The organism is Microcoleus sp. AT3-A2 (assembly GCF_036705685.1).
Classification (GTDB): domain Bacteria; phylum Cyanobacteriota; class Cyanobacteriia; order Cyanobacteriales; family Microcoleaceae; genus Microcoleus.
Genome location: NZ_JAUBVF010000047.1, coordinates 1 through 16,757, shown reverse-complemented (window position 1 = coordinate 16,757; position 16,757 = coordinate 1). Strand labels below are relative to the sequence as shown.

At 44.6% G+C, this 16,757-nt stretch carries 21 protein-coding genes; 13 read left to right on the top strand and 8 right to left on the bottom strand.

Annotated elements, in window-relative coordinates; translation table 11 throughout:
- Window positions 1-54 precede the first annotated feature (54 nt).
- A complete protein-coding gene (locus QUB37_RS21745) occupies window positions 55-471 on the top strand; it encodes a secondary thiamine-phosphate synthase enzyme YjbQ (RefSeq protein WP_333165987.1) in 417 nt (138 codons plus the stop codon).
- On the opposite strand, the gene QUB37_RS21740 is transcribed toward QUB37_RS21745, so the two are convergent.
- Entirely contained in the window at window positions 458-973 is a 516-nt protein-coding gene (locus QUB37_RS21740) for a heme-binding protein (RefSeq protein ID WP_333165983.1), read from the bottom strand. The genes QUB37_RS21745 and QUB37_RS21740 overlap by 14 nt on opposite strands.
- A 420-nt stretch (window positions 974-1,393) precedes the next feature.
- Here QUB37_RS21740 and QUB37_RS21735 point away from each other — a divergent pair, with 420 nt between their 5' ends.
- Window positions 1,394-2,596, top strand: coding sequence for an EAL domain-containing response regulator (locus QUB37_RS21735; protein ID WP_333165981.1), 1,203 nt, complete (start codon window positions 1,394-1,396; stop codon window positions 2,594-2,596).
- 56 nt (window positions 2,597-2,652) lie between these two features.
- Entirely contained in the window at window positions 2,653-3,498 is an 846-nt protein-coding gene (locus QUB37_RS21730; protein ID WP_333165979.1) for a prohibitin family protein, read from the top strand.
- A gap of 119 nt (window positions 3,499-3,617) precedes the next feature.
- Here the strand turns inward: QUB37_RS21730 and QUB37_RS21725 are convergent, their stop codons facing one another.
- Window positions 3,618-4,550, bottom strand: a complete 933-nt coding sequence (locus QUB37_RS21725; RefSeq protein ID WP_333165976.1) for a LysR family transcriptional regulator — start codon at window positions 4,548-4,550, stop codon at window positions 3,618-3,620.
- 387 nt (window positions 4,551-4,937) lie between these two features.
- Here QUB37_RS21725 and QUB37_RS21720 point away from each other — a divergent pair, with 387 nt between their 5' ends.
- From QUB37_RS21720 to QUB37_RS21710, 3 genes are all read left to right on the top strand, one after another.
- A complete protein-coding gene (locus tag QUB37_RS21720) occupies window positions 4,938-6,440 on the top strand; it encodes an APC family permease (RefSeq protein ID WP_333165974.1) in 1,503 nt (500 codons plus the stop codon).
- A gap of 213 nt (window positions 6,441-6,653) precedes the next feature.
- Window positions 6,654-7,358, top strand: coding sequence for a cadmium resistance transporter (locus QUB37_RS21715; protein ID WP_333165972.1), 705 nt, complete (start codon window positions 6,654-6,656; stop codon window positions 7,356-7,358).
- 20 nt (window positions 7,359-7,378) lie between these two features.
- Complete coding sequence (locus tag QUB37_RS21710; RefSeq protein WP_333165969.1) at window positions 7,379-8,041, top strand: cadmium resistance transporter; 663 nt, start codon at window positions 7,379-7,381, stop codon at window positions 8,039-8,041.
- A gap of 200 nt (window positions 8,042-8,241) precedes the next feature.
- On the opposite strand, the gene QUB37_RS21705 is transcribed toward QUB37_RS21710, so the two are convergent.
- Entirely contained in the window at window positions 8,242-8,469 is a 228-nt protein-coding gene (locus QUB37_RS21705) for a hypothetical protein (RefSeq protein WP_333114789.1), read from the bottom strand.
- A 114-nt stretch (window positions 8,470-8,583) separates the two neighbouring features.
- Between QUB37_RS21705 and QUB37_RS21700 the strand changes: the two genes are divergently transcribed.
- The 6 genes from QUB37_RS21700 (at window position 8,584) to QUB37_RS21675 (ending at window position 12,319) form a co-directional block, all read left to right on the top strand.
- A complete protein-coding gene (locus QUB37_RS21700; protein ID WP_333165967.1) occupies window positions 8,584-9,249 on the top strand; it encodes a hypothetical protein in 666 nt (221 codons plus the stop codon).
- Window positions 9,250-9,395: 146 nt separating this feature from the next.
- Window positions 9,396-9,818, top strand: coding sequence for a YidH family protein (locus QUB37_RS21695; RefSeq protein ID WP_333083967.1), 423 nt, complete (start codon window positions 9,396-9,398; stop codon window positions 9,816-9,818).
- Between the two features lie 15 nt (window positions 9,819-9,833).
- The gene (locus QUB37_RS21690; protein WP_333114785.1) at window positions 9,834-10,280 is read left to right on the top strand and encodes a YidH family protein; all 447 of its coding nucleotides are present in this window, start codon (window positions 9,834-9,836) and stop codon (window positions 10,278-10,280) included.
- 19 nt (window positions 10,281-10,299) lie between these two features.
- Window positions 10,300-10,536 (top strand): hypothetical protein, encoded by a 237-nt coding sequence (locus tag QUB37_RS21685; protein WP_333114783.1) that lies wholly within the window; start codon window positions 10,300-10,302, stop codon window positions 10,534-10,536.
- A gap of 172 nt (window positions 10,537-10,708) precedes the next feature.
- Window positions 10,709-11,212 carry a hypothetical protein gene (locus QUB37_RS21680; protein ID WP_333165963.1) on the top strand — a complete coding sequence of 168 codons (504 nt, stop codon included), beginning with the start codon at window positions 10,709-10,711 and terminating at the stop codon, window positions 11,210-11,212.
- A 312-nt stretch (window positions 11,213-11,524) separates the two neighbouring features.
- Window positions 11,525-12,319, top strand: a complete 795-nt coding sequence (locus tag QUB37_RS21675) for a sulfite exporter TauE/SafE family protein (protein ID WP_333165960.1) — start codon at window positions 11,525-11,527, stop codon at window positions 12,317-12,319.
- Window positions 12,320-12,583: 264 nt separating this feature from the next.
- On the opposite strand, the gene cysK is transcribed toward QUB37_RS21675, so the two are convergent.
- Entirely contained in the window at window positions 12,584-13,564 is a 981-nt protein-coding gene (gene cysK / locus QUB37_RS21670; protein ID WP_333165959.1) for a cysteine synthase A, read from the bottom strand.
- An 18-nt stretch (window positions 13,565-13,582) separates the two neighbouring features.
- Window positions 13,583-14,020, bottom strand: a complete 438-nt coding sequence (locus tag QUB37_RS21665) for an Rrf2 family transcriptional regulator (RefSeq protein WP_333165957.1) — start codon at window positions 14,018-14,020, stop codon at window positions 13,583-13,585.
- Window positions 14,021-14,130: 110 nt separating this feature from the next.
- On the opposite strand from QUB37_RS21665, the gene QUB37_RS21660 reads away from it, so the two are divergent.
- Complete coding sequence (locus QUB37_RS21660; protein ID WP_333165954.1) at window positions 14,131-14,364, top strand: hypothetical protein; 234 nt, start codon at window positions 14,131-14,133, stop codon at window positions 14,362-14,364.
- Between the two features lie 340 nt (window positions 14,365-14,704).
- Here QUB37_RS21660 and QUB37_RS21655 read toward each other — a convergent pair whose 3' ends face one another.
- The 3 genes from QUB37_RS21655 to QUB37_RS21645 form a co-directional block, all read right to left on the bottom strand.
- A complete protein-coding gene (locus tag QUB37_RS21655) occupies window positions 14,705-15,289 on the bottom strand; it encodes a Crp/Fnr family transcriptional regulator (RefSeq protein ID WP_333165951.1) in 585 nt (194 codons plus the stop codon).
- An 87-nt stretch (window positions 15,290-15,376) separates the two neighbouring features.
- Window positions 15,377-16,108 carry a serine O-acetyltransferase gene (cysE, locus tag QUB37_RS21650; RefSeq protein WP_445251314.1) on the bottom strand — a complete coding sequence of 244 codons (732 nt, stop codon included), beginning with the start codon at window positions 16,106-16,108 and terminating at the stop codon, window positions 15,377-15,379.
- Window positions 16,109-16,260: 152 nt separating this feature from the next.
- Window positions 16,261-16,707: an ATP-binding protein gene (locus QUB37_RS21645; RefSeq protein WP_333165946.1), complete on the bottom strand. Its 447-nt coding sequence runs from the start codon at window positions 16,705-16,707 to the stop codon at window positions 16,261-16,263.
- Between the last annotated feature and the right edge of the window lie 50 nt (window positions 16,708-16,757).

Below are 16,757 nucleotides of genomic sequence, written 5' to 3'. Positions count from 1 at the left end.
GCCGACAGAAGACTTTTGCATCAGTCTCATCCAAAATCTAAAATCTAAAATCGAATGAATCACTATCAACAGATACTCAAGATTCAAACTACAGGGAAATCTCTGTGCAAAATCACTCCTAAGATAGAAGATGCGGTGGCTAATTCAGGTATTAAAACGGGACTTTGTAGCTTATTTTTGCGCCACACTTCTGCTAGTTTGGTGATTCAAGAAAATGCTGACCCGGATGTACTTAAGGATTTGGCTAACTTTTTAGCTAAACTGGTACCGGAGGGCGATCGCTACATTCACGATGCCGAAGGCCCAGACGATATGCCGGCACACATTCGCACGGCGCTGACTCATACTTCTGAACAAATCCCGATCGATCGCGGCAGGTTGCTGTTAGGAACTTGGCAGGGAATTTACCTGTGGGAACACCGCCAGCGGGGTCACATTCGCGAATTAGTTGTTCACGTCAGCGGCACTTGATCGGAATTTGTACCTCGCTGATTTTAGTTGCTTCCGGCGTCATCGGGGAATTGTAAAAAAAGCGGCGCGGCGGCCCGACTATTTCGTATTCAGGATGTTCTTGAAGCCAATCTTTGAGTTTCTGGAGGTTATTTTCGTAGCTTTCCCAAGTGTAGGCCCCGCCTACGCCGATGCTGACAACCGTCATCGGCGAAGTATCTGTGACTTCTACAGCGGAGTTAACGCTGCTGGGGGCGATATTTGGTTCGGGATAGAGGAACGAAACTTTTGCTTGGGGAACCGCATCGATTGGCCCGGAAGTTTCGGTGTAGCGCGCTTCTACTGGCGTTGTCATCGCAATTTGGTTGTTGCTGATGTGTTGAAATAAGGGATTGAAGGCGATGCCAGTTGCTTGTCGCAAATCGCCCGCATGGGTGTAGGTGACAGCGCGGTACTGAGGATATTGCTTAACTTCTATGACCCCAATCTGGGCGGGTTCAGGGAATCCAGTAGGTAATACCATTTGAGATTGAAAAGTTGAGATTTTACATTGAAGAATGGGGAAGACTGACTCCGCAAGGGTTTGGAACTTGCTTACAGTTGCATGGTTTTTGGCAACTGCTATAAATAGGCTGAGATTGTTTGCAGACAATCGTTCAGGTGGCACAATTAGTTTAGCAGTTATTTAAGGCGCTGCTAACTATCGATCGCCTAGAATTAGTTGAGAGATTATTAATTAACCTCGTAATAATACGGACGGCACTGAGTAAGCAGAGAAACATTAATCTAGTTGTGCTTGAAAAATTAGCGTTTTTCCGGTGTTTGCTATTTGTGTCGGAAAATATTCGGCTGTTGGGCCCATCGATCTGTGCGTTCTCAGTTATTGGGACGCTTATCGCGTTCAGTAACGCCTATCAATTATACCGCTTTCAGGGAATGACGTATGAAAAAGATTCTAGTGATTGAGGACGAGCAAGTAATTCGGGAGAATATTCTCAAACTCCTCAAAGCTGAAGGTTTCGACGTGACGGGTGCAGAAAATGGAGCAAAAGGTTTATATGCGGCGGTGTCAAATGTTCCCGACGTGATTATTTGCGACGTGATGATGCCAGAACTTGACGGATATGGGGTGCTAGTGGCTTTGCGATCGAATCCTGTTACTGCTACAGTACCTTTTGTTTTTCTCACAGGTAAAGCCGATCGCTCTGAAATGCGGCAAGGTATGGAATTGGGAGCAGATGATTACCTAACTAAACCTTTTAGTAAAGCTGAACTTGTGGGCGCGATATCGAGCCGCTTGAAAAAACAAGAAGCTGTCGCCGAACAGTACAATACTTTGCGATCGCAAAGCAGCGAATATACCCAAAATACGACCGACAAATTAGAGCAGATAAAAACTTGTTTGTGCAATGCACTGAAACGAGAAGAATTCCAAGTTTACTATCAGCCGCAGGTCAATGTCCAGACTGGTAAAATTATGAGCGCAGAAGCTTTAGTGCGCTGGGTACATCCAGAAAAAGGGCTGATTTCGCCCACAGAATTTATCCCCCATGCCGAAGCAACTGGCTTCATTGTACAGTTAGGCGAGTGGGTTTTAAAGACAGCTTGCAGGCAAATGCAAGTTTGGCAAAATGCTGGTTTTCCGCTCCGAATAGCGGTGAATCTGTCGCCACGCCAATTTCACCAACCGGATCTCAGCAGTAGAGTTGCCCAAATTTTAGCAGAAACTGGTTTGGAAGCGAGCAGTTTGGAATTAGAGCTGACAGAAAGTTTGATGGTAGAAGATGCCGAAAGTGCGATCGCGACTTTACAACACTTGAAAAATTTGGGAGTTTGTATATCTCTTGACGATTTCGGAACTGGCTATTCTTCTTTAAGCTATCTGACGCAATATCCCTTCGATACTTTAAAAATAGACCGCTGTTTTATCAGCAAGATAACCGATGGTTGCACAAATGCAGCGATTGTGAAAGCTATTATTGAAATGGCGCATAGTCTCTGTCTTGAGGTAATTGCCGAAGGAGTTGAAACCGAAGCAGAAAAAGATTTTCTCTGGCGCTATAAGTGCGATATAATGCAAGGATATTTGTTCAGTCCTCCTTTGGCAGCAGCGGATTTTGAACAGTTGTTGAGGGCAGGAAAATAAAATATCTATTCAGTCAATATTGAGCCGATAATTAAGTGCGATATTCGGGGTGAAATATGGTTTTAGAATCTACCAGTAACGTTGACTTACTCAAATCAAGCACTAAAAAAAATAAGGATGTTTACCTAGCTGTTAAGCTAGCTCTATTGATAGTATTTTTATCTATTTTGTCCAAATTCTTTGTCATTGTCAACGCCGGAGAACGGGGCGTGCTGATGCAGTTTGGTAAAGTGCAAGAACAGGTACTCGGAGAAGGAATTAACGTAATAGTACCCACAGTTTATACTGTAAAAAAGTTGAGCGTTAGGGTGCAAAAACAGGAAAGTTCCGCTGAAGCTTCCTCAAAAGATTTGCAAGATGTTTTCACGGATGTAGCGCTCAACTGGCATATTCTCCCAGAAGAAGCAAATGCTATTTTTCAACAAATAGGTGACGAGAAAGAAGTCGTAGCTCGCATTATAGAGCCTGCTGTTGAAGAAGTATTAAAAGCAGTTATGGCAAAATATACGGCTGAAGAAATAATTACTAAACGGGGAGAACTTAAAGCCGCAGTTGATGATTCTTTGACCTTGAGGCTGGTTACGTATCACATTGCCGTTGACGATATTTCTTTAGTACACGTTCACTTTTCTGAGCGGTTTAGCGAGGCAGTGGAGGCGAAACAAATTGCCGAACAGGAGGCAAAAAAAGGGGAGTTTTTAGCGCTGAAGGCAGCAAAACAGGCGGACGCTAAGGTGAATTTAGCCAAGGGAGAAGCCGAAGTGCAAAGGTTGCTGCGGGACAATTTGACTCCGGAACTTTTGGAAAGGCAGGCTATAGAAAAATGGGATGGGAAATTGCCGCTGATTGTTGGTGATGGGGGTAAAAATTTATTGGACTTGAGGAAGTTGGTTGAGAGATAATTATAATCGTGGACGCAGGGGTAGCCAAAAACCGGGTTTCTTTACGAAAATACAGGGAGTTTAGCTTTTGATGTCGGTAAAAAAATAGGTTTCTTGAGTATTCGTGCCTAAGTCCTGAATTAGCAATTACCAGCACCTTGACTTAATATCTCTTCAAAAGCTTTAGTAATTCTAGTTTGAAAACGCTGTCGGTGCTTCAGTTTTAAAACAGGTTTAATTATTTCAAAAGATACATTAGAACTTGGTTTGCTATCTATAATTTTAATCGATCGCAGTGTAGATAGCTGCAATTCTTTTTTTACCATCAATTCAGGAATAGCCGCTGCACCTGTGCCACTTTCCACCACAGCTTTTACCATTTCACTACTGTTCAACACTAAAGTTACATTCAATTCATGGGGATTAATTTCCCAACTTTGCAAAGCTTGTTCCAACATTTGCTGAACTCCCGAACCAGATTCTCGCATCACCCAATCCGTTTTCGCAATTTCCGCTAAACTCACATCTGTTTGTTCAAACCAAGGGTGAGATTTGCCAACTACAATCAGCAAGCGTTCGCTGCCTACAACTTCTTCTTCCAGCGTGCTCTTAAGCGAAGCTTTGATGTCTCCCGTCACTAAACCCAAATCAAATGTTCCCGTCGCCGTACCCGCACAAATTTCTTCGGCATTTGCCAGAGTACAATTCACGCAAATACCAGGATGTTTTTGTTTGAACTTGCTAAGTTTATCAGGCAACCAATAATTGCCAATGGTCAGACTGCAACCCAAGTTTAAATCGCCTCGCTGCAAGTCGTTCAACTCCCGCAAACCTCTCTCAGTCAAAGCAACTTGGTCGAGAATTTTCTGAGTTTCAACTTGCAGCAACTTCCCAGCATCTGTGATTTCGATGCGGCGGCCGATGCGGTGAAATAGTTTTACTCCGTATTGCGCCTCTAAGCTTTGGATGGTCGCGCTGACAGCGGGTTGGGTAATGTAAAGTTCCTCCGCTGCGCGGCTGAAGTGCAGGTGTTCCGCGACAGCTAGAAAAACTCGCAGTTGGTCAAGTGTCATTCCGGCCATGCTGAGTACCCTTTTACTAAATACAGTTATTTTTTGAGATTAAAATCTCTTGCGGCTAAGCTTTGACCTGAAGTTTTCGACTCTATTGTACAGGTTGGAATTACCAAAAAAGCACGGTTGCCAGCCGTTATTTAAAGTTTCCTTTTAACGTCAAGGGTTTGAGATTTTGGCGACAGATACATCTGCTATTCCAACAGTTCTTTTGTGGCGGCACTGCATCACTTGTATTTATTAATTCGATAAAAAACAACATTTGATTCTACCCCAGAAGGGGATTACAGTTATGTTCAAGCTTCTAACGCAGGGCCCAATGCTGAAGCAGCACCGACAATTTTAAGCCGATCGCCAAAAGTCGATCGACAAAAATAGAGAAGATAAATGACTAAGAAAACACCAAAAAATCAGAGTACACACGGCTTAAAGCCGGACTGCCTCTCCTTCGGGGAGGTTTTAGCTCAATCCTTTGCGGTGATTGCACCTACAACTATACCCGCATCTAATCTAGGGTTAATTGTCGCTCTTTCGGGTAACGGGGCTTGGCTGAGCTTTCTCATCGGCTTGATGGGCCTAGTATTTGTCAGCATCAATATCAACCAATTTGCGAGTCGATCGGCTTCTGCCGGTTCTCTTTATTCTTATATTGTTAAAGGACTTGGCCCGACTGCCGGCGTAATTTGCGGCTGGAGTTTGGTACTGGCTTATCTATTTACTGCGATGTCCGTTTTGTGTGGTTTTGCCAACTTTACGGGTACTTTCATCGGTCATTTAGGCATCCATCCGTCACCGATTACGCTGTTAGCGATCGGGGCTGGCGTTGCTTGGTATGCAGGTTATAAAGATATCCAGCTTTCAGCTATGGCGATGCTGTGGCTGGAGGGGGCATCAGTGGCGGCGATTTTTATCTTAGGAATTATCATCTGGGCGCACAAAGGTTTTGCCTTAGATATGTCCCAATTAACTTTGGAAGGCGTAACTCCGGGGAACATAGCGACGGGACTTGTATTAGTAATGTTTGGTTTCTCTGGTTTTGAAAGCGCTACATCTCTGGGCGACGAAGCGAAAAAACCCTTAAAAAATATCCCCAGGGCTGTGATGGGCAGTGCTGTCATGGCAGGCTTATTCTTCGTTCTGATGACCTATATTGAGGTTTTGGGTTTTAGCGGTACTGGAGTTTCTATTACTAATAGTGAAGAACCTCTGACTTTTCTAGCGCAACAAGTCGGGATGGGTTGGCTGGGACAGTTAGTTGCTTTCGGCGCTTTATTTAGCTTTTTTGCTTGCGTGCTCGGCAGCATCAATCCAGCCGCGAGAGTGTTTTTTATGATGGCGCGCCACGGTTTGTTTCACTCTTCATTAGGTGTAGCGCATTCGTCTAATAAAACTCCCCACGTTGCAGTAACCCTGTGTACATTTCTGACATTTTTGGTGCCTGCTGTGATGTCTATGTTTGACATCAAACTGTTCGATTGTATGGGTTATTTGGGGGCAATTTGCAGCTACGGATTTTTAACCGTGTACGTCTTAATTTCGATCGCAGCCCCGGTTTACCTACACAAAATTGGTAAATTGCGCCTGCGGGATGTAGCATTTTCGGCTGTGGCGATCGCATTTATGATGATTCCGATTGCGGGCAGCGTGGGCATTCCCGGCAGCACTATGTTCCCACCTCCCGAAGCTCCTTACGATGCGTTTCCTTACTTGTTCTTGATGTACTTGGTGGTTACTTGCGGATGGTTTTTCTGGCAGCGGCTGCGTTCCCCTGAACTGACGGGATCGATGCAGCAGGGTATTGACGCAATTCACGCCAAATTCGAGGAAGAAAATCCAATTTACGGCGGTGTTCGATTGAAAGCCGTTCCCTTTGACAGCGATCGTTTTTGATTAACAGTTACCAGTTCGCTGTTCGGAGAAAGAGTTTTTAAGCAACGGGGCTTTTACTGAGATATTGCAGCATTCTCGCTCAGCATTTCAAAGGCGTTGCTCCGATCAACAGCCCACAATAAAATTTAATTTTTGTGCAACGGGCATCTTGCCCGTTCCGAAGATACGAGCCCAGCAAGTACAACGAAATAAAAAATCTGAGGAGACACATAAATGAATGAATTACTAACAGCAATTTCTACGGGGATGACAGCTTTTACGGCTACCAACCTTGACGATATTCTGATTTTGCTGCTATTTTTCTCGCAGGTGAATGCAGTATTTCGGCGCAGGCATATCGTCTTCGGTCAGTTTCTGGGCTTTACTGCACTTGTTTTGGCTAGCCTTCCCGGCTTTTTTGGCCGCTTAATCTTTCCGCCAGATTGGATCGGAATGCTGGGTTTGCTGCCAATTGCGATCGGGCTTAGCCGCTTGCTGAATTCAGAAACTGACGATTCGGAAGTTGAGGGAGAATTAGAGAAATCTGAGAACTCTTTTTTTAGCAATTTTCTGTCTCCTCAAACTTACAGCGTAGCAGCGGTGACGGTGGCCAATGGGGGCGACAATATCGGGATATATGTGCCACTTTTTGCTAGCAATACTTTAGAAAGTTTGGCGGTGGTTCTAACTGTATTCTTCGGGATGGTAGGCGTTTGGTGCTACGCTGCTTATCGGTTAATTCAAATGCGGGCGATCGCAGATACTTTGACTCGTTACGGCAATCAGCTTGTGCCTTTTGTTTTGATCGGATTGGGAATGGCAATTCTGGTGAAAAGCGGCACTCTGGCAAGCCCAACTTTAAGTATAATATCTTTAGTTGGGTGCGGTTTCTGTTTGATAACTATGAGCAGAAGTAACACCAGCGAAACAGAAGTTTAGAAAAATTGCAGGGACAGCACATGAATTGGATTGCAGCAGCGATTATTACCGGGATTACATCTTTTGCCGCAACCAATATAGACGATATGGTGCTTTCGATGCTGTTCTTCGCCCAGGTAAATGATACTTTCCGCCCCCGGCATATCTTTGTCGGTAAGTACCTCGGATTTGCAGCACTCATCGCTGCTAGTTTGCCCGGTTTTTTTGGCGGTTTAATTGTGCCGAAAGCTTGGATTGGCTTGCTAGGTTTGGTTCCGATCGCGATCGGCATCAGTCACTTAGTCAAGAGAGAAAATGAGGAAAATGACGTACAAGCCGTATCGGGCGAATTTAACCGTCAATCTAACTCATCTGTTCTGTCAAAACTCGCCAATCTTTTCAATCCCCAAACTTTGAATGTGGCTGCGGTAACAGTCGCCAACGGGGGTGACAACATCGGTATTTATTTGCCGCTGTTTGCTAGCAGCGATTTGCCGAGCTTGGTGGTGATTTTGGCGGTTTTCTCGGTGATGGTAGGTGTTTGGTCTTATGCCGCTTACCGGTTAACTCGCCAAAGGGCGATCGCCCGTATTTTGACTCGGTATAGCCAGGCTGTTGTCCCTTTTGTATTAATTGGCTTGGGAATATTTATTCTGATTGAAAGCGGTACGTATCGCCTGCTCCCGGCATTTCAATCTAACTAAGTATTCGCCAATTTTCTGCTACTTTCCTCCCTCTATAGATAGATAATTTGCCATAAATCATAAGTCCTAACTCATCACTTTTGCCTTAACAATTGTTTGCTTAAAGTTTGCGCTATATCGCTTGAATTTTATCAACAAATATGCTAAGTTAATAATGAAGTGAGTAACCAAGCTAAAAGCAGCTTCAAACTAATTTAGCCTCAAGTATTCACGAAAGCTGAAACCATCTTTTGAGCTAGCCAATTGCCCGACTTAGGCAACAATATACCTTTTGTCTCAATAAATTCTGTAGTAGTGGTGAATCCAACCAAGCTAAAAACTTGAGGATTAATCCATAAAATATCGCCCGAACACTTCGCCCCTACTCTACGCAGAGCGACTCTGACAATAGGTAGAATGCTGAAAAAACCGATTTTTCGCTTCTGCACAATTTGGTTTTTCCGACAAACCAGTTAAAGAGATATCGTTTTGGCCTAAGTCCTAAGATAGCAAGCAAACAGAAAGTTGGAAAAAACCTGACAATCTAGAAAAGGACAAAAATTGTGAAAATCTTCAAATTTGTTTTAGTGCTGTTGGTAATGGCCGCCAATTTAGTATTTGTTCCCCCCTCCTGGGCCGACGCTCCAAAAACGCCAAAATATGCGACAAATCCCGATTACATAGAGGTGACTCAAGCTCTAAACACTCTCAGGACAGCGAAAGATGCGCCCAATCTCGCCCAGACTTATACCCCTGAGCAACTTCAGCAAAAAATCTCTCAATTGGAGTTTCAAAAATACACTTTAGAAACGGGAAAAGCTTGGGGTCAGTGCCGCAACGAGACAGGAAAAACCCTGGCTGTCTACGGCCCGAAAGGCAAAAAAGCCGCTTCTTCTACTTACGAGAATGCCCTTTATTTTCTAGCTGACGGCCAAACAACTGAACATAAATGGGATTGCGATGGAATTTATCTGCCCAGCGATCTCAAAGCAACCGATTTAAGGTCTGTCGATAAACCTTCAGAAGAATTGACTGGCGGTCTAGCTGTTAAGATAGTTGACGGAACTCAAGTTGTAGCGATAGCTAATCCCGATACGGGCGCTGTAGAATTCAACGTTCCTACTGCTAAAGTTTTCCAGCCTGGGGATGCGAATTGGTTTGTTCCTGATGTGACTCAGGCTTACATAGATGCACAAGTTCCCAACGCACCAACTGAGGAAAATGATTAGTTTTGGTGAACTTGTAATGCGATCGGCTGTGTAAAGTTTGTTCCAACGCAACAACCCGCCGGGGAGCTATCCCCGGCGGATAATCGTCCCAGCAGAAATCTATCAATTTACCTTGATATTTGGAGTTAATATTAAAAGGCTAATCTATGCTATTAAATTGGAAATCCACGAAAGTAAATACAGAAAAGATTAGGCGACCAAATCCGTCGCGGGTGCGGGATCACTTGGCAAACGAGCGCACTTATTTAGCATGGATGCGGACAGCAATATCGCTGATGGGTTTTGGCGTTGTTATCGTCCGCCTTCGCACCTTCCATGCCCCTCTGCTGCCAACTCCCGGCAATGGTTGGAAGTTGGGTTTGCTTTTTTCAGCAGTGGGTTTGCTGACGGTGTTATTCTCAACTAAGCACTACTTCGGCGTCCGCCACGATATCGATTACGATACTTATGAACCTACCGATCGCTGGGTAATTCTTTTCAGTCTGGCGATCGCCATTTTAGGCGCTGGGGTAATTTATTATATGTTCACCGTTCCTTCTAGCTTAGAAGGTTTGATGGCACCTGAATAATGGTGACCGTTTAAGATGAATATTAAAGAGTTCGATCGCGTGCAATTATCGTTCCAACCGATGCAAGTAGATGATGAGAAACCAAAGCAGCCCAATCTGTCGCGGGCGATCGATCGATCGGCAAATGAGCGCACCTTCTTAGCATGGATGCGGGCCGCGATCGCCCTCATGGGTTTTGGCGTCGTCATCATCCGACTTCGCGTCGTGCAAATGCCCGCACATTACCGCCAGGCGATGGGGTGGAAGTTGGGTTTAATCTTTTCTCTAATAGGTTGGGCGACAGTCTTAATCTCAACTAAGCACTACTTCACCGTTCGCCACCAAATTGACCACGATACCTACAATCCCCCAGACGCCATGGTTTTATTTTTCAGTTTTGCTGTGGGCTTATTGGGAATTGGAGTAATTTATTCAATTTTGGCAACTGCCCTGAGCCCAAGTAGTTTTGTAATACCCGATTGATTGTCAACAGGAGTTAATCATGAATAGCGATATAGTTGCCACGAGTGCTTCCATTCTCATCTTAGGTGCTGCTATCTGGGCCGCATTCGTAGTGCTGGAGACTGTCGCGAAAATAGTCCCTAAATTGCTAGGCGTGACAGTTGCGATCGGGCTTTTGCTCGTTTACCTGCAATTTTACTGGGGTATCGATATTGCATATCTTTGGCAAACTGTCAAGCATTTGCCTGAAGCTTTCAATTTCTCGATCGCAGCCTAAACCCACACCAGGCAGCATTCTCAACAACCTCTCCCGGATAGATATTTTTCTACCGGAAACAAAGTATCTTCAGCCGATCACCAAGAAAATACGGTAACTCGATTGACTTACTAGACATAGCTCTGCAGGGATGCTAAACTACGGTAAGTCGATAGAGTTATGAGTTATCAACGTGGAAAACGCTAAAAAAGTCAGCAAAGAGTACCAGCTTGCAGAACAACTCACCCAACAGTTGCCACAAGCTAAAAGCTTTAAGGAAGTCTGGTTTAAAAAAATCCGAGGCGGGTTGCTTCTGGCAATTGGATATTTGCTATCACCGCTATGTTGGTGGAACGACATATTTTTCAATCTGCCAATTGCCTACGCCTTTGGGTATATCTTTAGTTGGCTTTCCCCAGATTTACTGTTTCCTTGCACAATTGTCGGCTACTGGCTTTCCAATATTGCGGGAATTCTGTTGATGCAGCTAGGAACTTTAGATATTGTTACAGACAAACCCAAGGAAAAAAACCTCAAAAAAGAGTTATTGACGGGTTTAATATCATCAACTGCCTTCACAGTTGTCATTGTGGCATTGATTCATTTTAATGTTCTCGATACTCCCGATTTCTTTTCCAGCCAACAGTCGGTTAACCTCAGCTCTGCTTTACCTGTGACGCTCGTCACTTCAAGGTAAAAAGTCGAATATAAACCCCATAAATAAATCGAGGGTTTTTAATCAGTTACACAGGTAGATATCAGAAAATCAGGGAGCTTTTGCACTACAAGTTATGTAGTTTTGTTTATTGGTCTTTACTTACTTTTACCAAAAATTCTGTAGCTGAAAGCGCGGTAAGTCTCAAGCGTTGAATAGCAAAATTCCTGACTAGAAAGATTGGAAGGCGAGTAAGATTTTGCTTGTGTAGCTGTGTTGCCGGAGCCGCGCCAGTTATCTATTTGTTGGTTGGTTGGTTGGCAGCGCTTAAATACACAGTTTTTGGGCATAACAGTGAACTACTTATTACTATCCTTTCTCAGCTTTTTTGTGGGCATTCTGGTTGGTTTGACCGGAGTCGGCGGAGCCTCGCTCATCACCCCAATGTTAATTTTCGTCTTCCAGGTTCCGGCATCAATTGCTATTAGTTCGGATGTCGTAGCTGCTACACTGATGAAAGTTGTTGGTGGCTTCAAACACTGGCAGCAAAAAACCCTCGACTTGCAAATAGTGAAGTGGCTGGCTTTGGGCAGCGTGCCCGGTTCGCTGACTGGCGTGTGGATTTTACACTGCATCAAATCCAGCGGCAGTCAGAACTTAGACAGCATATTGCTGCGCTGTCTTGGAGTAGGGCTCGCCCTCATTGTCGCTTTATCGCTGACCCAATTAGTGGTCAAAACATTTTTCCCTAATTTTAAATTGCCTTCGCCCCGTGAATGGGACTTAAATACTAATTATGGCCGTATTTGTACTGTGAGTGCGGCAGCAATTTTAGGCTGCATAGTGGGAATCACTAGCGTGTCTTCCGGTGCTATGTTTGCACTGTTGCTGATTGCTTTTTTCCGCCTGGATACTTCTAAATTGGTGGGTACAGATATTTCCCAGGCGGCAATTTTGTTGATGTTTACATCTGTGGGACACCTCAGCCTCGGAACGGTAGACTGGAGTTTAGTTTTGCCGATTTGGTTGGGTTCGGTGCCGGGAGTTTTGGTAGGTGCTAAATTCTGCCAAATTATGCCTCAACGCCCACTAAAGTTTGTAATTTACGGAATGTTGGCGATGGCTAGTTGGAAATTGTATCAAGTCTGAAAAGTAGGGTAATGCCAGGAGTATTGCTGTCAAAAATCCCGTAAAAACCTTTGTATATTTTGTTTATAGCCGAGTCGAGATCCCCCTAAATCCCCCTTAAGAAGGGGGACTTTGAGAAGAATCTTGTCCTCCCTTAAGAAGGGGGACTTTGAGAAGAATCTTGTCCCCCCTTTATTAAGGGGGGTGAGGGGGGATCTCGACTTCGATACAACAAGAGAGACGGTCGGTTTGACGTTAAGTTGTCACCAAGGCCCTACCTACAATTTAATAATTGCTGACTAATGATTCGAGTTCGCGGATCGTTGGCAATTCTAAATCTTTGAACAAGGCTGTACTGAGGTAGCGTTCGCCATAAGAAGGCTGCACAAAAACTATCAGTTTTCCCGCATTTTCGGGACGCTTGCCGACTTGAATTGCGGCACACAAAGCGGCGCCTGCAGAAATTCCTGACAAAAATCCTTCTTCTCTGGCAAGTCGGCGACTGTAGGCGATCGCATCTGCATCGCTAACTGCGATTACCTCATCAATTAACTCTGGTTTCAACACTTCTGGGATGAATCCTGCGCCAATCCCTTGAATTTTGTGAGCACCAGATTTGCCTCCAGAAAGGACGGGGCTGGTGGCTGGTTCAACTGCAATTACCCTAAAACTGGACTTTCGCGGTTTAATTACTTCAGCAACTCCAGTAATCGTACCGCCGGTGCCAACTCCAGCAACTAAAAAATCTACTTTACCCTCTGTATCTTCCCAAATTTCCTCAGCCGTTGTTTCACGGTGAATTTTTGGATTAGCGGGGTTGCGAAACTGTTGCAGCATGAAAGCATTGGGGGTTTCTTCTACAATTTCTTCCGCACGGGCGATCGCGCTTAACATCCCTTCATGTCCCGGAGTTAATTCCAACTGAGCTCCATAAGCTTTCAGCATCGATCGGCGCTCTAAACTCATCGTATCCGGCATCGTTAAAATCAGACTGTAGCCTTTCGCCGCCGCAATCATTGCCAAAGCAATTCCAGTATTTCCTGAAGTCGGTTCTACTAAAATAGTTTTCCCCGGTTGAATTAACCCCGCATCTTCTGCCGCATGAATCATGCTCGCCGCAATCCGATCTTTCACCGAAGCAGCCGGATTCATCCCTTCCAATTTGGCCACAATTTGAGCAACTACTCCTTCGGCTTGGGGAATTTTATTGAGCTGAACTAATGGAGTTCTGCCAATTATTCCTGTAACATCCTTAGCAATTCTCATGGCTTAATCTATCTCCCCTTAAATGTAGTACATGGGATGTGCTTGTTTGCGAACATCCCGCTGTTCGCACAAATCTTGTAATGTGTATTTCCCCAAAACAGCCCAAGATGCCTGTTGAGCTTCCTGCCAGATTTCTAGCACCGCAGTTTTTTCTATTGTTACAGATTCCGAAACTTTTTGGGCCGGGCCACTGCCCGATCCTTCGAGTGTCGAAAACACCTCTAGCAAAGTAATTTGCCAAGGATCTTTCGCCAGCAAATAACCGCCTTTAGCACCCCGCAAACTCTGGACAATACTTGCACGCCGCAGCACAGCAAGAATTTGGTCTAGATAGCGTTCCGGTATCTCTTGAGAAACAGTAATTTCGTTTACTGTTAGGGGCGAATCCTTCGGGTAGTGACTCGCCAGTTCCAAGAGCGCTAACAGGGCATATTGTACTCTAGAAGATAGTTCCACATTCCCCACTGGCGATCGAGTTTAAATTGTACATTATATAATAGTACATAATTCCGGTAGACATACAGGTGTTAGTATATTTTTATTACAAAAACGGTTGGAGAAATCCCGTGAGCAACGTAAATGTAGGGAATTTAAGCTGTCGGCACTGTCGGTATTACGAGCAGCACGGACACAGGGGCGGAAACTGCCTGATGCTCGGCGTGGGGGTACAGGGTGGGTGGAAAGCTTGCTCCTTCTTGGTTCCACCCTTTGCACCGTCTTGGGAACACCCCGAAGCGGGTAGAGCCCGAAAGTCTCAAATGTTGCACGGAGCGAGTATTTTACAGGCAATACCGCCTTAAAGTAATTGCTAAGTAGGTAGGCGGATATATGCTGTGTCATCGTTAAGTTTATTCATACTCACCTACTTGGCAGCAGTCAACAGGTGCGAGATATCGCTTCTGTTGGCAGTGAGAAGAAAGACATCAGGAGAAATATAAAAGCAAGTGCGATCGTCGCCCTTGCTTTTGAACTTATTGACAAGTCGATGAGAAAATTCAATTAACGCAAATTCGCTACAAATTATCTGTCTAGAGAACTCTGAATTTGCTCGAATATCGCATTGTCACCGAAGACATTCTTTTCCAGCGCATTCCTATCACCTACATCGGCGCTCGTAAACTATTAACAGTTAATAACCTTTTAGATTTCGTAGTGCCACACATCTGAAGGTTGCAGAATAATCCGGTGGAGCGGCAGACGATCGATCAAGCCTTGCTCCTCAAAATGACCGAGGGTGCGAGTGACAGTTACGCGACTTGTACCGATGATTTCTGCAATGTCCTGATGCGTTAAAATCATATCGATCAGATGTCCTTGCTCTACCTCAGAACCAAACCTCTTAGCCAGCCAAATTAATAGTTGATAGAGCATAAAATCAACTCTTTTGTAACCTCGCATTACCATAAAGTCTTCAGCCTGCTGAATGTGAGTGAGCAAAATATCTCTATTTAGCCAGCGCTCGCCCGATAGTAAAATTGCCTCGACTTTAGTGAGGCATTCAATTTGAAAAGGATCGCATTTTGATATCGGTTTGCCGATCGTATCACCAGGCCCCCACAATCCCAAGGTGATAATTGTGCCATCTTCAAGCCACGTTACAGTTCGCACTACTCCACTTTCAATCCGCCACAGAGCATTGCTTCTGTTGGGCAAGTGCGAGCGGCGAGGAAATATATGGCGGCTCGTTTCATCAAAAGTTTTAGTGGAAAGAGAAGCAATAGTCATAGCCAGTTACTGAAAGAATAAAAGTTAGTTTGTCCAATGACAGCAGGATAGTGTGGCTGGCAAAAATCTATATAAATTCAAGCTTTACTAGATTCCTGCACCATCTAAAAACTGGGTAATGAATAAATCCGAAGAGAGGAATAATTCATATTTTTCGACCTCTGCTTGCTCTGATTGAGTTGTTTTGAGCGGAGATAATTGAGATTTTAAAAAATCAACCTGCTCTTCTAAATCCTTAATTCTATCGAACAAAGCTCGAATCGCTTGAGCTTCCAAATCCGGTATGTCTTGAGAATTTTGAGCATCTTCCACCTGCTTTTTCCGAGAAATTATGCGACCGGGAATTCCTACAACTGTGCAATCGCTAGGGACATCCCGCAGCACCACCGAACCCGCACCAATCCGAACATTATTGCCAATTTGAATATTTCCTAAAACTTTAGCACCGGCCCCTACCACTACATTTTCTCCCAGGGTTGGATGCCGTTTTCCTATTTCTTTACCCGTGCCACCAATGGTCGCTCCTTGATAAATGACAGCATAATCTCCAACGATCGCAGTTTCGCCAATTACCACCCCCATGCCGTGGTCGATAAACACGCCCCTACCAATTTTCGCTCCTGGGTGGATCTCAATACCTGTTAAAAACCGACTCAGTTGGGAAATCAAGCGCGGTACAAACGGCAGCCCAGCGGAATAAAGCCAGTTTGCTATCCGGTGCAAAAAAAGTGCTTGCAGTCCGGGATAGCAAAATAATACTTCCAGCCAGTTGCGCGCCGCCGGGTCGCGTTCGTAAATAATTTGCAAGTCACTGAACATATTTAGTCCCGCCGTGTTTCGGTTATACAGTATCGGCAGTGCCGACGGTTTAAGCTGCATAAAGCAGTATTGGTTTTGGCATTATTACATATAATACTATAACTCTACCGAATTACAGTAGTTAATGAGAAAAAAATTTTCTCAGGCCCTTTCTAAGCTGCCTCCGATATTTTCCGCGAAACAAACGGTACAGCTTGTCTGACTTCTTGCTGCAGCGGAATCTCGATCGAGAATTCCGTCCCCAATCCCGGTGTCGAATCGCAGCGCAGCATACCTTTGTGCTTTTCTACGATAATTTTATAGCTGATTGACAGTCCCAATCCTGTCCCTTTTCCCACAGGTTTAGTCGTAAAGAACGGGTCAAACAGCAGTTTTTTGACATTTTCTGGCATACCGGGGCCGTTGTCAGATATCCGCACAATTATTTTATCGGGACTTGAATATTCTGTGGTTATGGCGATCGCGATCGGATTGGCTTTCGCTGCTTTGGGCCCGCGATCGAGGTTGTAACTCTCCAGGGCGTCGATCGCATTAGCCAGAATATTCATAAACACCTGATTTAATTGTCCGGCATAAGCTGTTCGACATCTAAACTGCATTAACTAAGTTACCTTTATTTTTTATTTTTCGGTTCCATTTTATAATTAGT